General features: G+C 55.4%; 14 protein-coding genes. 4 read left to right on the top strand and 10 right to left on the bottom strand.

Annotated features, from left to right (window positions below; genetic code table 11):
- Positions 1-8: 8 nt before the first annotated feature.
- The 5 genes from ACO0K3_RS04590 to ACO0K3_RS04570 form a co-directional block, all read right to left on the bottom strand.
- Positions 9-665, bottom strand: coding sequence for a hypothetical protein (locus ACO0K3_RS04590; protein WP_422982325.1), 657 nt, complete (start codon positions 663-665; stop codon positions 9-11).
- 3 nt (positions 666-668) lie between these two features.
- Positions 669-1,553, bottom strand: coding sequence for an ATP-binding protein (locus ACO0K3_RS04585; RefSeq protein WP_422982323.1), 885 nt, complete (start codon positions 1,551-1,553; stop codon positions 669-671).
- Positions 1,550-2,032 (bottom strand): hypothetical protein, encoded by a 483-nt coding sequence (locus ACO0K3_RS04580; protein WP_422982321.1) that lies wholly within the window; start codon positions 2,030-2,032, stop codon positions 1,550-1,552. The genes ACO0K3_RS04585 and ACO0K3_RS04580 overlap by 4 nt, the downstream gene beginning before the upstream one ends.
- Positions 2,029-2,313, bottom strand: coding sequence for a helix-turn-helix transcriptional regulator (locus tag ACO0K3_RS04575; protein WP_422982319.1), 285 nt, complete (start codon positions 2,311-2,313; stop codon positions 2,029-2,031). Before ACO0K3_RS04575 ends, ACO0K3_RS04580 begins: the two co-directional genes overlap by 4 nt.
- Positions 2,314-2,479: 166 nt before the next feature.
- Positions 2,480-4,675: a hypothetical protein gene (locus ACO0K3_RS04570; RefSeq protein WP_422982317.1), complete on the bottom strand. Its 2,196-nt coding sequence runs from the start codon at positions 4,673-4,675 to the stop codon at positions 2,480-2,482.
- Positions 4,676-5,043: 368 nt separating this feature from the next.
- Between ACO0K3_RS04570 and ACO0K3_RS04565 the strand changes: the two genes are divergently transcribed.
- Genes ACO0K3_RS04565 through ACO0K3_RS04550 form a run of 4 tightly spaced genes read left to right on the top strand, consistent with a single transcriptional unit; the run spans position 5,044 to position 7,518 of the window.
- Positions 5,044-5,259 carry a hypothetical protein gene (locus ACO0K3_RS04565; RefSeq protein ID WP_422982315.1) on the top strand — a complete coding sequence of 72 codons (216 nt, stop codon included), beginning with the start codon at positions 5,044-5,046 and terminating at the stop codon, positions 5,257-5,259.
- Positions 5,256-5,744, top strand: a complete 489-nt coding sequence (locus tag ACO0K3_RS04560; RefSeq protein ID WP_422982313.1) for a DUF2924 domain-containing protein — start codon at positions 5,256-5,258, stop codon at positions 5,742-5,744. The genes ACO0K3_RS04565 and ACO0K3_RS04560 overlap by 4 nt, the downstream gene beginning before the upstream one ends.
- Complete coding sequence (locus ACO0K3_RS04555) at positions 5,741-7,096, top strand: recombinase family protein (RefSeq protein WP_422982311.1); 1,356 nt, start codon at positions 5,741-5,743, stop codon at positions 7,094-7,096. The genes ACO0K3_RS04560 and ACO0K3_RS04555 overlap by 4 nt, the downstream gene beginning before the upstream one ends.
- Entirely contained in the window at positions 7,093-7,518 is a 426-nt protein-coding gene (locus ACO0K3_RS04550) for a LacI family transcriptional regulator (RefSeq protein ID WP_422982309.1), read from the top strand. The genes ACO0K3_RS04555 and ACO0K3_RS04550 overlap by 4 nt, the downstream gene beginning before the upstream one ends.
- Before the next feature lie 48 nt (positions 7,519-7,566).
- On the opposite strand, the gene ACO0K3_RS04545 is transcribed toward ACO0K3_RS04550, so the two are convergent.
- Genes ACO0K3_RS04545 through ACO0K3_RS04525 form a run of 5 tightly spaced genes read right to left on the bottom strand, consistent with a single transcriptional unit; the run spans position 7,567 to position 12,970 of the window.
- On the bottom strand, positions 7,567-10,440 hold the full coding sequence (locus ACO0K3_RS04545; protein ID WP_422982307.1) for a UvrD-helicase domain-containing protein: 2,874 nt from the start codon (positions 10,438-10,440) through the stop codon (positions 7,567-7,569).
- Between the two features lie 56 nt (positions 10,441-10,496).
- Positions 10,497-11,261 (bottom strand): AAA family ATPase, encoded by a 765-nt coding sequence (locus tag ACO0K3_RS04540; RefSeq protein WP_422982305.1) that lies wholly within the window; start codon positions 11,259-11,261, stop codon positions 10,497-10,499.
- A 35-nt stretch (positions 11,262-11,296) separates the two neighbouring features.
- A complete protein-coding gene (locus ACO0K3_RS04535) occupies positions 11,297-11,539 on the bottom strand; it encodes a hypothetical protein (RefSeq protein WP_422959682.1) in 243 nt (80 codons plus the stop codon).
- Positions 11,540-11,552: 13 nt separating this feature from the next.
- Positions 11,553-12,056, bottom strand: a complete 504-nt coding sequence (locus tag ACO0K3_RS04530; protein WP_422959681.1) for an RHS repeat domain-containing protein — start codon at positions 12,054-12,056, stop codon at positions 11,553-11,555.
- The gene (locus ACO0K3_RS04525) at positions 12,053-12,970 is read right to left on the bottom strand and encodes a transglutaminase family protein (RefSeq protein WP_422959680.1); all 918 of its coding nucleotides are present in this window, start codon (positions 12,968-12,970) and stop codon (positions 12,053-12,055) included. Before ACO0K3_RS04525 ends, ACO0K3_RS04530 begins: the two co-directional genes overlap by 4 nt.
- Positions 12,971-13,131: the final 161 nt, after the last annotated feature.

Genomic DNA, 13,131 nt, shown 5'->3' with positions numbered 1-13,131 from the left:
GCGGTCTCCTATTGCGCCCAGCTCGGGCGGCCGGGTGCGTTGGCGGGAGCCGGTGGTGGAGTCCGCGATGGTTGAGTCGCTGGCGCCACAGGTGTCGGCGCTGCCGGGGCCGAGCCTGCGGACGAGGCGAGAGCACGGGACGGCAAACCCATCAGTCGCGCATAGTCCTTGTGGTCCGGCTGGATCGCGACCTTGATGACATTCTTGGGCTCGTCGTTCTGATCTTTCTCGACGTCGATCTTCGCCAGAAACTCGATGCCGTCGAGATCGGCGAATCCCTGGATCCGGCGCGCCGCTGCAGCTTGCTGGCCGTTATCCTGTGGCTGCAGATTGCGCGACGAATTCAGCAGCGCGCGCACAAAGGCGCGGCCGATGTTGGCCCAGTCCGGTCCTTTAGGGCTGTACAGACCGATCAGGCTCCAGATCTTGCGCTTGGCGAAATCGCCTTCTGTCACGACGAATTCGGCATTCAGGTAGACCGAGCCGGTCTTGTCGGAGAGGGTTGCGTAACCGCCGGTCCAGCCCTGATCGGGTTGGTCGTAGCCGCCCGGCTTGATGGTCATGCGTACCCGCGCCAGCGTGCCTTTCGGGATCACGTCATACGATTGCTGGTTCTGGGCGTCGTTGAAATCGGCCCATGGATTGGTGTGGTTGTAGTTGTTCATGGATCAGATTCCTTGCAGTGAAGTGGATTCGGTGTCTTGCGGGGTTTGTGTTGATGGCAACGTGTCGAAGCGCAGGCGCTCGGCGGCCGGACGCACCGGACCAGCCATCTTGTGCAGCAGGCGGCCGAGATGCGGTTCCTCGGTGAGGTCGAGCCGGCCCGAGCGATCCTTGGCTGGATAGCCCCACGGATTGAGCGTGTGGCAGACGAAAGCGCGATAGAGACTGCCGTCATCGGCTTTCAAGGCCGTCATCGTGATCACCTGGTCGACGATTCCGGGCAACTCCAGGCCGGTCTTGCTGCCGTCGATCTGCGGCACGAACACCTTGCGGTTGAAGTCGTCTGTCTTTTCGTCGAGGATGCCGACCAGCACCACGTTCTTGTCGCGGGTGTGCTGCAGGTGGGTCAGCGCACCGATCAGTTCCTGCCCCAGCAGGCCATAGGCGCCGCGGCTGTCCGGCTTGCCGGTTTTTTCGGAAAAGGCTTGCGGCTGCCCCTTGCACCACTGGAAGCAAAGGCGCGCCAGCACGGTGATGCTGTCGATGAAATAGGTGTCGTATTTCGCCAGCGAAGCCGGATCGCCGAACTGATCGCACACGAAGCGGTGGTGCGCCGTCGAAAACGGCTGCTCGTCGCGCAGTGCCGGATTTGGACCGCCGAGAAATACCGCAAAATCGCGGAATTCCTGCCAGGTCTGCGGACGGATCGCGTCGCCCGTCCAGTCCTGTACGGCCAGGTCGCCGGCTTCCAGATCGACGAACAGCGTGCGTTCGGCGGAGAGGGTATTGAGCAGGCTGGTCTTGCCGATGCCGGATGGGCCGAAGATCACCAGCTTGCTGCCGCGCTTTTCGGCGAGCCGCTGGTCTGCGGATATGATGGGCAGGCTCATTGCGTGTCTCCACCATCGATCAGCGCCAGGCGGAAGCCGGGTTTGCCGGTTTTCATGGTGCGGGCTGGCGTGAACTGCTCCTGCAGCACTGTTGGCCAGGCGCAGTATTTCGTCTCAGCCACGCGATAGCTGACGTCAACGTACTGGGCAGGGTTGTCGCCTGCAGCGACAATGCGCGAAACGATTTCGGCCAGCTTGGCCTGATCCCATTCGATTTTCTTGGGCAGGTCGGCGGTGACGCGTACCGCTCCATCGGTGAAATGCACGACGCCGGTGTCCTTGCCGGCTGCGAAGCGCAATGTCTGGGCCTGTTCGGCGAATCGCAGTTCGACGGCGGTGTCGATGTGCTCGATGAGACCCTTGGCGGCGGTCAGGATATCGGCCGCTTCGGTCTTCAGGTCAAACAGGGCGTCGGCCGGCAACTGGGCAAGTTTGGTGACGGGCGTGGTGAACGCCCGGTCGAGGGTGAGGCGGCTCATGCTGCACCTCCGGCGTGAGCCGCTTCGGAAGTGCTTTGGCGCAGGGAATGCCGTTCATACGCCTCGACATCTTCGAGCCGGTAGACGACCTTGCCTCCCAGCTTCAGGAAGCACGGACCAATGCCGAGCACGCGCCAGCGTTCCAGGGTTTTTGGCGAAATGCCCCAGCGTTCTGACAGGTCGAGCTGCGCGAGGCGGGTCTTGGGGGCAGAAATTGATTCCGGCGAAACGGAGACCGCTGCTGCGGTGCCTTGCCGGGTAGGTGAGGAAGATATGTGCATCTTGGGTATTCCTAAGTGTGTTTAAGGAAACCCGAATCCTCCGGATATGAATTGAGACGCTCTATACCGAAAACTTAGACGCTCGTGAGACGGGGCGAACCCGCAAAAGGAAACGGGCCGCACTGTGGCGGCCCGTTGGGGAGGTTAAACGCTGATGAGACGCTGGTCAGACCAGCAGCATCCACGCGCCGCGCTTGCCGGCAGTGCCGATGTAGGTATCGACGATGGAATCCCAGTTACGGAATGCCTGGCTGGGGCTTTGCGAACCGGATCCATCCATCAGATCCTTGGTGGCCACCGCAGGATTGCCAGAGCGATAGGCGTCGACAAGACGCTGGATGATCTTGATCTGCTTCTCGCCGACGATGGTCAGGGCGGGCTTGCCGGGAATGAACAGTGTGGCCGTGCGATTGCCGTCGACCGCAAAATCGACGGTCAGTCCGCCGCGTGCCAAGGTCTTGTTCTGAATGTAGACGCTCTTGAGACGGGCAATGTCGACGGTAATTGCGGCGGCATTGGTGGCGAGCATCGATGGGAGCGGCACAACCACATTGATGCCGAGGAACGACGGATGCGTATTGCCGGCGGAAAGAACGATGCCGGTACCGGCGTCATGCCTGGCGCGCAGCTGGGTGTCGTAGCTGCTCACCACGCGTCCATCGTGCAATTGCCGGGCGAGGTAGCCGGGCACTCTCTCGGAATCCAAATCCAGTTCCCCGAGATAGATCAGTCCGTCATCGTGCAACGGCTGCCCGACCGGCTTGAGCGAAGCGCGAAGACCATTGACAACCCGCTCCTCGATCCAGTCGCGCTTGATCTCGAAATATTCCAGCATCAGGCCGGGAATTTCAATCGGTAGCCCGGCCTGCGGACAATCGTATCTGACGTGACCCGGCGTCGATGAGGGCGAGACGGGCACCATCTGCACCTGACCGTCGTCCAGATCGATATCGATGGAATTGTGGCGACCGCGGCGCACCAGGAACCCGCCGTCAAGCAGCGTATCGACAGGGATGCCGCGTGTGTGAAGATACTTGCGGGAAATCTGGCCTTCCCGTTGATCATAAAGGGCAAGTAATGCTGGGAAGATCGTGTTTTCTTCAGCGGCGTCCAGTTGCCGCACCGTCTGCAGGATTCCCCAATGTGCCAGCAGCGCGAATCCGAAATCCCGCTGCCTTGGATCCCGGTTGCTGCGCAGGTTGCAGCGGTTGGGATCGCTGAGCGTGATGTTCAGTGTTTTGGTTTTGCCTTCGCCGTCCATCGAATAGCGCACGGCAATCACCACCTTGCTGATGACGGCGGCGCGCCGGAAGATGTTATCCGGTCCGAACAGTTCGCCAGCGACGGTTTCGATGTCGTCACCCGGCGAAACCTTGAGCGAGGCACGATGCCTGAGATTCTGGGGCCTGGCTTCGGCCTCCACGATCGTCACGAACTCAATGTCAAATCCCGGAATGCTGGGCACGTCGAGCTTGAGCGAATCCAGGAAGCGCGCGAGATTGTACTGCTTGAGGGTAAGCGGCTTGTCCGAGAGATCATGCTTCAGTCCGACTACCGCAAACGCCGACGCAACCACCGGCCTGACGCCAGCGCTTTCCGCGAACACCTCGACCACGCCATCCTGCGGGCAATACATCAGTGTCGCCTCGATCGCCGGGCGGTAGTAGAGCGGCTTTTTGCGTCCGTCTTTCAGTGCGGCGACACTCGACAGCGGTCCGGCATGTCGAACGATGAGGAGGTGCGACTCGTATTCGGTGCCGTCGTCGCGCGTATTGGTTACGCGGATGTGGTCGATCTTGCAGGGCTCGGCAAGATCGAGCTCTTCCTGCAGCTTTTGCTCGAGTGCCGCCTTGGTGGTGGCATTCCACTCGAATTCGATGCCGCCACTGGTATCGACCTCGAAGGCTTCATACATCTTGCCCAGGTTGCGGTAGTGATCCGCGTAGAACAGATTTTCCGCTTCGTCGAACAGCGTTTCCTCATTGAGGTACAACCAGCCGGCCCGGCCATAGCCATCGCGCTGCGTGTTGAACGCGGCAAGTTTGTCGGTATCGAAAATCCGGCCCGACACCTTGCCAATCGCCTCGCTCCCTCGCCCCTCCGACAGCGTGAGGATCCGCAGCGCGTGCTGCTCCAGCGGGATCGCCGTTTCTGGTTTTAATCCGAGTGCCACCTCGAGTGCGGCATGCCGGGTCGCGTCGATCTGCGCATCGTCGGCATCGTCTGCCGGCCATGGCACATCGGCGAAGCAGGCGGCATGTTGTGCTTCGTCGACGTTAAGCACGAGCGTTTTGATGGTTTCGACGGGCGCTGACTCCAGCAGTCGGTGCAGTGATGGGATTCCTTTAAATGTTCTTGCCATGTTGCTCCGTTTGTTGAATGTTGTTATCAGAAAAGCATGCATGGGTAATCCGTGGCCAAAAGCCGCCTTGGATGCCGTCCGTTGAGCTTGGCTGAACTGCGTTTTTCAGGTTTTTTATGAAAACACGAACAAATGAGGGTCTGTGAGTAATATTTCAAGAAAGCAATCGTACAAAAGTAGTAAATATTTCAACGCATGCCTGGTTGCTGGCGGCGTCGGCGTTTTCGTCAAGAGTTGGACTGTCGTGGCGGAGATCCCGCAATTTTTCGATTTCACCCTAATGGCTACGCAATTCCGGGATTACGCGAGGACGGGCAGATTCGGATAATCGTGGATCACACCAGTTTGAAATGATAAAGGGCTAACCAATGAAAGACGTCAACCAGACGCCACCGTCCAGAATGACCGCCGAACAGCGATGCAGCGAAGTCGCCCACTACCTGGCGCGCGGGATTGTCCGCTTACGAAACACTAATCTCGCGAAGTCCGCAAGGCATGGCGCAGAGAGCGATTTTGTACTTGGCTTTTCTGGTGACCAGAGCGTTCATGACAACCCGTCAACCAGAAAACCGGAGTTCAAATGAAAGTGCCACCAACTATTCCTACCATGCCGCCCACGCTGGTCGCGCAGATTTCCAGCTTGTCCGCACTGCCCATGATTGAGATCAAGTCGCTCTGGCGCCGCCTGTTTGCGGCCGAGACGCCCACCCACAACCGGCAGTTCCTGGAGCGGCGCATTGCCTACAAGCTGCAGGAGAACGAGTGCCGCAAAAGCAATGGCGCACTGCTGGAGCGCAACCGCCGGCGAATCGCCGCGCTGGTCGAAACGGGCAAACTCAAGAAGCGCGACCGCGATTACCGGCCTGTGGCTGGCACCGTCCTCACCCGCGAATACCAGAAGATCGAATATCGGGTCACGGTAACCGCCGATGATCAATACGAATTTGAAGGGCGTCTCTACCCGAGCCTGTCCGTGATCGCACGGGAAATCACCGGCACCCGCTGGTCCGGCCCGCTGTTCTTCGGGCTCAAGACGCCGTCCAAGCCGAAGAAGGGAGCGGCAAAATGAGCGAAATACTCAAGCGTCGCCTGCGTTGCGCCGTCTATACGCGAAAGTCCAGCGAGGAAGGGCTGGATCAGGAATACAACTCGATCGACGCTCAGCGCGATGCCGGCCATGCGTATATCGCCAGCCAGCGCGCCGAGGGGTGGATTGCGGTCGCCGACGACTACGACGATCCCGCTTTTTCCGGCGGCAACATGGAGCGGCCTGGGCTGAGGCGTCTGATGATGGATATCGAGGCCGGGAAGGTCGATATCGTGGTTGTCTACAAAATCGACCGCCTGACGCGCAGTCTTGCCGATTTCTCCAAGATGATCGAGGTGTTCGATCGGCAGGGTGTGTCGTTCGTTTCGGTAACCCAGCAATTCAATACCACGACGTCGATGGGGCGGCTGATGCTCAACGTCCTTCTGTCATTTGCACAGTTCGAACGCGAAGTCACCGGCGAGCGCATCCGGGACAAGATTGCCGCCAGCAAGCGCAAGGGAATGTGGATGGGTGGCGTGCCGCCGCTCGGGTACGACGTCGAGAACCGAAGGCTCGTGGCCAACGAGCGCGAAGCCAAAATCATCCGGCATATTTTCAAGCGATTCGTCGAACTGGGGTCGTCGACGTTGCTGGTAAAGGAATTGCGTCTCGATGGAGTGACCTCTAAAGCCTGGGTCACGCAGGAGGGCAAGGTGCGCGAGGGCAAGCCTATCGACAAGAGTTTGATCTACAAACTGCTCGGCAACCGCACCTATCTCGGCGAGCTGCGGCACAAGGAACAGTGGTATCAGGCGGAGCACCCTCCAATCGTCGACCGCAAGACATGGGACGATGTGCAGTCGATTCTGGCCAGCAATAGCCATGTGCGTGCCAATGCGACTCGGGCGACGGTGCCATTCCTGCTCAAGGGCATCGTATTCGGCAATGACGGGCGCGCATTGTCTCCATGGCATACGACAAAGAAAACCGGACGCCGGTACCGTTACTACATTCCGCAGCGGGACGCGAAAGAACATGCGGGAGCATCGGGTTTGCCGCGCCTGCCGGCAGCCGAACTGGAGTCGGCGGTGCTAGATCAGTTGCGTGCGACGCTGCGCTCGCCAAGCCTGCTGGGGGACGTTGTCGCCCGGGCCGTCGAACTGGATGCCACGCTTGACGAGGCGCTGATCACAGTGGCGATGACGCGGCTCGACCAGATCTGGGATCAGCTATTTCCAGCCGAGCAGATTCGCATCGTGCGGCTGCTGGTGGAAAAGGTGGTGGTTTCGCCGGATGACATCGAACTCAGACTGCATGCGAACGGCATCGAGCGCCTGGCGCTGGAATTACACCCGGAAGCAACCGAGCCGGTTGAGGAGGAAATGGTATGAGCGAAACTCGCATCGACCAGACTGGCGCTCCCGAGGTGATCCCGGATAGCTCCGGCCGACTCACGATCTCGGTCCCGATCCGCATCAAGCGCCGTAGTGGCCGTAAGCTCGTCACGCTGCCCAGTGGTGAAACGGCCAAGCCGCGACCATGGGATTGTGCCGCGACGCCGCTGCAACTTGCGCTTGCTCGCGGGCATCGTTGGCTCGCCATGCTGGATTCCGGCGAGGTCAGGTCGCTGAAGGAACTCGCCGCAAAGGAAGGTGTTGATAACAGCTACGTCAGTCGGATGGTCAACCTGACCACGCTGGCGCCGGACATCGTCAATGCCATTCTCGACGATGCTCTGCCGGATCACATCACTTTGTTCGATCTGGCGGTTGACCCGCCGGCGCTGTGGGACGAGCAACGGCTTCGGTTGTAGGATGTTGTCCCGAGTCACGCATTCGCCAAATATTGCGAGCCGTGCTCACTACGCCACCATCGTCAGAGGCATATCTTTAGATCCGTTGCACTTAGTTGTCGGAAAAGAGGAACATCCAAGAAATGGTCCACGCTTACCAGGTCGAGGAACATAGTAGCCTTGCCCGCATGTCGTACAGATCTCCGGCGGATTGAGCAGGCCTTCGAATGTCACCATTCCCCGATATTTTTTCCCAAGTAGCTCGATGGCAAAAGGAGATGCCTGACCTCGCGAAACGAATAGCGTGACTTCTTCCTTGGCGCGAGTGAGCGCTACATAGAAAAGCCGGCGATCTTCTGCGTATGAGAATGGTTCCCGGTCTGGAAGTACCAATGTCAGCAATGGATCGTCTTCAATGTTGCAGGGAAACCCCTGGAACGGCGCCTGAAGGCTATGGACCAGTACAAAATCGGATTCGAGGCCTTTGGAACTGTGAACTGTATCGAGAGCCGCGTCGACAATCTCTCCGTCTTTCTTTTTCTCCTTGCGGATTATTTTGAGACGCCCCGCAAAGGTAAGATTCCATTCCTTTACCTGCTCATCCGTGATCGCCTCGGTCGTCGTGTACTTATAGCGACCCAGTAACATGACGGAGATCACACGATTTTCAATGGAAGCTTTCTCAGCCAATTCTCCCAATTTCGAAGCGATTTTTTTTCGCTGGTCGTCGAGCCCGTTGAATTCCGTCAGCCGAACCACATCTTTTGTTTTGGGTTGGATGGATTTGACCGATTTCTTTATTTGCGTGCCATTTTCGGAAACGAACATCGCCGCGACGTTGCTGATACCTTGATTGCTCCGGAAGGTGAGGCTCAGGTAATTCGTTGCAGAGCGTCCAAATTCGGTTTCGAATTGACGCATGATCGAGAGATCCGACCCGGCAAAGCCATTAATTGATTGCCAGTCATCACCGACACCAAAAAGAACAGAGTCCGGATGCAGGTCGAGGAGCGCGCGAACCAGATTGGCACGTCCTCGCGAAATGTCCTGAAACTCGTCAACCAGGATGAATTTATATGGCGACGGAAATTCTTTCCTGGATGCCAAGGCCGCCGCTTCGCCAATCATATCGGCGAAATCGATTTTCCGCGTGCGCTTGAGATATTCCTCGTATTTCTCCCATAGCGGGAAAAAAAGCGCCAGAAAACTTTGGGTTCTCAACTGGTTTCGCAATTTCTGCGCTCGCTGGCGTATCGACTCCTCGGTGAGCCCACCCTCCTTGGCGTGGGCAATGAGCGCGCCAGCTAATTTAGTAAATTCCTTGAGTGGATTTCCCTTGAGGGTGTCGGCGATTGCTTCATGCGTCATCGGAGCAAACGGGATGCCGTGCGCATCAAGTGCGGCCTGCAAGTCGGTGAAGATACGACCATTCTTGAAGCCGGCACTGGTGGTTTCAAAACAGAGCGTTCCATATTTTTTGTGGAGCGCGCGCTTCTGTTTTGCGCTTTCGACATACGATTGGCCAAACGGCGAAGTTCCGTCAGGGCGGAGTGCGAAGTGCTCGTGGTAGATAGTTCGCCCGTCCGGCAGAACGTAGCAAAAATCGGGTTCGTATTTGGTCCACCCAAGATGCGTTACATCATGTGGGTAGAATGATTCATAGCGATATTCAATGCCTTGTACGTGTAGCCAGTTCGCGATCGACAATTCCTCGAACGAGCGTACCACTCCGCCGCGCAACGTCGGCACCCCCCAGATTTTCCTATCCTTATCGAATTCACCGACACGTCGAATATAGGTCTCATATGCTTGGACGGAAGTATGCTCCTGCTCAGGTTCAGTGATGCAGAACGCCGCATGATACAAATAGAACAGGGTGCGGTAGCCAGGACTGTCAATCAACAGTGTGTCGAGCAATTTCTGCAGTTCACTACTGTTATTCGTAAGCAAAGACCTTCGCCCAAGCGTATTTTTGATGATTTCGTTGCCCAAGCTGTGAAATGTCTGCGCCTTGATCGGCAGCTTCAGGCGCTTGTCGAGCCGCTCGGAGAGCTCTTTGGCAGCATCGTTGTTGAATGCCAGTGCCAATACTTGTTCCGGCTTGATGTAGCCTTTCTTGATCGCATACCCGACCTTGGCAACAAGCGTAGAGCTTTTTCCGGAACCTGCTGCAGCGACTAGCAGATTCCTGTCCTCGTGAACGATGGATGCAATCTGCTGCTCGTCGGTGAGTTCCGATTTTTCCACGTTTTTGAAAAAATCCGCCCACTGGACTTTCTCGGCATTGATGAACTGGTCGTTGTAATCTTTTATGCCAGCGAAGGGCGATGTCAGTGCGCGTGCAAGTCGGCGATGCGCAGCGTGGGCTGCTGCCTTCTTTTCATGTTGAAAGAGCGGGTGATCGAGAACCGTCGCCAGGGCTGGTAGGACTTCAATATCACCTTGGCATTTCGAGAGAAAGTCATTCCGCAAATATTCCCGTATATACCAACCCCGGCCCAGCAATTCGTTGTAGGCGGCAGACAGGCGATCAAGCGAGGGTACGAGTTTTTCGAATTCAGCGCGGAGTCGCGCGATCTCGGCCTTGATGCGGCGCTCCTCTTCTTCCAGTTTCAGGCGCGCCAGCTCTTCGGCCTCCTTTCGACGAGCCTCGTTCTCCTGTTGTCGGCGAAGCTGCTCGGCTAAATATTGAGCCGTTTTGCCAAGTTCAACGCGTCGGTCTATTGTCAGGCCTTCGAGTCGCCACGGGCCAATCGCGATCATGCTCCAGACGTAGCCATCTTCGACTCGCGCCGACAATATCGCTTGCAGGTCTATGGCTGTTTTCTGCCCGTCGAAAACGAGTGTTGATGTTGGAGCGGAAAGATGGAGTTCCCAATTGGGCGAGCGATTGAAAAAGCGGCCGAAGAAGCCGGGGGAAAATAATTTTGTGTTGTCCGTCAACGTGCGTACCTCAACGATTGCTCCTTTGCTGTTGGGATGCCCCGACAGAAATTATCTTAGCCGTCGCCATGTTTTGACGAGTCGAGAAGTTCATCAAGCATTCGCTTCGGATTCATTACGAAGTCATGCATGACCTGGTAATGCTCCGTTTCTTCAAGGGTAAGACGTTCAATGCCGTGTTCCGAAAAACCATAGATATACGCGTTTGGATACGCCATCAAAATCGGCGAATGAGTTGCAATGATAAATTGAGAGTCGTCATTGACAAGTTCATGAATTCTGGCAAGCGTTGCGAGCTGACGTTGCGGGGACAACGCGGCTTCAGGTTCGTCAAGCACGTAGAACCCTTGTCCGCCGAATCGATTCATCAGGAGAGCCCAAAACGATTCCCCATGAGATTGTTCATGTAGTGATTTGCCACCGTAGTAATCAATTATTGGAGGCCCGCCTGGTTCAGCATCTAATCTTTCGATTTCTGTCGCAAGATTAAAGAAACTTTCGGCGCGAAGGAAGAATCCGGTCCGAGGAAATTTGACGCCTTTAGATAGGCGAATAAATTTATGTAACTCCGAATGAGATGCTCGGGTATTAAAACCAAAATTCTTCGTACCGCCTTCAGGATTGAATCCGAATGACACCGCGATGGCTTCCAGAAGAGTGGATTTTCCAGACCCGTTTTCTCCCACAAGGAAGGTGACATTGGGGTGCAGTTCGAGGACGTCCAAATTACGCACTGCAGAAAGCGAAAAAGGGTACCTGTCGAAAGTCGGGATATCATCAACTCTCAAACGAACTTGAGACACATATTGTGTGGAAATCATTTCAGTAAAATGCTTTCCGCACAAGCGCATTTGGCCTAGATTGGGCGGCCATATTTACGGATTTGCATGTCAAACTCTGCCTCCAAATCTGGATACATAGCAAAAATTTTTGTCAATACGTGCTCACTAATTCCTGCAGACGCAGTTGCAATAGCCAACCCAAAATCGCGGCATTCTGTTTCACTGCAATGTTCTTTCAAAAACGGAATTAGGTTATTAATATCCGCTGAACTGCGAAACGCCGTAAGCGCAACGAGTTTGGCTATCTCTTTATCCATGGATCATCCTTTCTTACTTGTGACAGGCTTTTGCTTCCTGGCATGCGGCCATACATTTATTGAAATCTGATGTGTTCGAATCATCCCACCACCCTTTTTTGGGGCGCTCTAAAATTGGGTAGCACTGTTCAACACATGATTGTCCACCTGCATTTGCCGGGGTGCTAGTCGACGGAATGGCGGGGGTATGTTGAATTCCCCACCATACAGCAGTAGCGGCCAATGCCGCTCCGATGGCTTCACATCCACCACCCCAGCAAATGCCGGCAATCACTAGTGGGACGAACTCCCCAGTCGGATCGGTGTATTTTGTTGGTGCGTTGTAGGCGTAGGTGTAGGTATTTATGCCACCCTTAAGTCCGATGGGATCGCTTTCAATATATCGGCCGGTACTCGGATCAAGATCTCGATGGTAGTTGTAAAAAAGACCGGTTTCCTTGTCGTAATAGGTGGCGTGTGCCATCGAACAAAACGCGAAACTCAGCAATACGGCTGAAAGCATTTTAAAAAATTTCATTTTCCCTTTAACCCTCTAACTTTATCGATTTCAACGGGATCGACATACCCAAGTTCTTTCGCCTTCAACGCATATTGTTCAGACAATTTTTGATATTTCTCTTTCCATCCGGCGATGCCTATTCTGCTTTTGATGTGGTACCCATTTGACAGATTGAAATAATTGTCGGCAAATTTCGGGTCGCGCTCGCGTGCGATTTCATAATATGTGATAGCTTTTTCGCCATCTCTTGTTCCAACAATGAATGCGTTCGCGCCCAACATGTCTCCAAGAAACTCTCGATAGGTCATGGTCCTGAGATAACTTCCGCTGGACAGTCCCTTTTCCCCGATAGCGAAGTCCTGGATATACCATTCGTCTTCGAAATATTTTCCGCCGCTGGTCACCTCGATATTTTGCTGTTTGAAGGAAGGATCGACGTAGCGGACGAACAGATGATCTGGCGCATGAACCGGATACACCGGATAGCCCAGGCGTTGAGCAACAGCCATATAGAGCAATGGCATCGTGTAGCAAATGCCCTGTTTCGTATCCAGTATGCCATTCAGAAAATAGTATTCCTTCTTGCGTCGAGCATCTGGTGCATGATCGTAATGAACTCCTTCCATTCGAAAAAGGACCGTATTGAGCACTCGAATTCTTCGTTCCGGGTCTTGCGTGCCATTGGCAAGTTGTCGTGCTTTGTCAGCCAACAAGTCTATTTTTCTCGAATAGGCGGCGACGTCAATATCTGGATAAATTTCCTTGGCGAAGGTCAATGCCGCAATGCCGACGTCGATCTTATTTTCCGGGAGGGCCAATTGCTGCTGTATGTCACGCCCAATTTTCAGGTTGTCGGCACTTGCGGGCGAGCTTCCCCCGGTAAGCATCACGCAAACGAATATTGCCTTGTGGATTGAAAAGCAAAAGCGCACAAACTGCCCTTATTGTAAATTAGCTGCGAAGCGTAGCAGGAAATACACAACGATACAAATTTTGAAAAGGCGGACGAGATACGCCTGTCAATACTGTCAGGTGTGCAATTTTGTTGTCTGTGGTAAATCAATCATTGGAGTGGGCCAATGAAAAGCGCCAT

It is taken from the genome of Undibacterium sp. Rencai35W (assembly GCF_049340185.1).
Lineage (GTDB): Bacteria > Pseudomonadota > Gammaproteobacteria > Burkholderiales > Burkholderiaceae_D > Undibacterium.
The sequence above is the reverse complement of the archived record's forward strand: the minus strand, read 5'-3'. Positions and strand labels throughout refer to the sequence as shown.